Raw genomic sequence first — 435 nt, forward strand, 5'->3', positions numbered from 1 at the left:
CAGCAACGTCTACCAGGGCAAGACGACCGTGCGGGCCGCGCAGGAGATGATGAAGCTCGGGCTGCTCGACAAGAAGAACGTCGAGTACAACAAAATCGGCATGATCAAGCGGATCAAGCCGGGCGCGCTGCTCGGCGGCGATCTGTTCAAGGCGTCGCCGCTCGAATGGCTCGAAAAGGTGCTGCTGCCGCAGATGGCGAAGAAGGGCGTCACGGACCCCGACAAAGTGAAGGACATGATTTCGACGATCTTCACGAATCGGACGGCCGCGAATCTGTTCTCGACGATGTACATGCAGAGCCAGCAGATCCACAAGAACGAGAAGCTGAACAAGGGCGCGTATGGCATCGACGAAATGCACGACCTTGCGTCGAAACAGACGCCCGGAAAGGAGCTCGACGCACGCGCGAAGCTGCGTGATCTGCTGAATGAAAT

At 58.2% G+C, this 435-nt stretch carries 1 protein-coding gene; it reads left to right on the top strand.

Annotation, left to right across the window (positions count from 1 at the left end; translation table 11 throughout):
• A partial coding sequence (locus tag J5M67_RS28790) for a hypothetical protein (protein ID WP_243434945.1) occupies nucleotides 1–435 on the top strand: 435 nt, incomplete at both ends.

Source organism: Pseudomonas sp. 30_B, from assembly GCF_017491605.1.
GTDB lineage: Bacteria > Pseudomonadota > Gammaproteobacteria > Pseudomonadales > Pseudomonadaceae > Pseudomonas.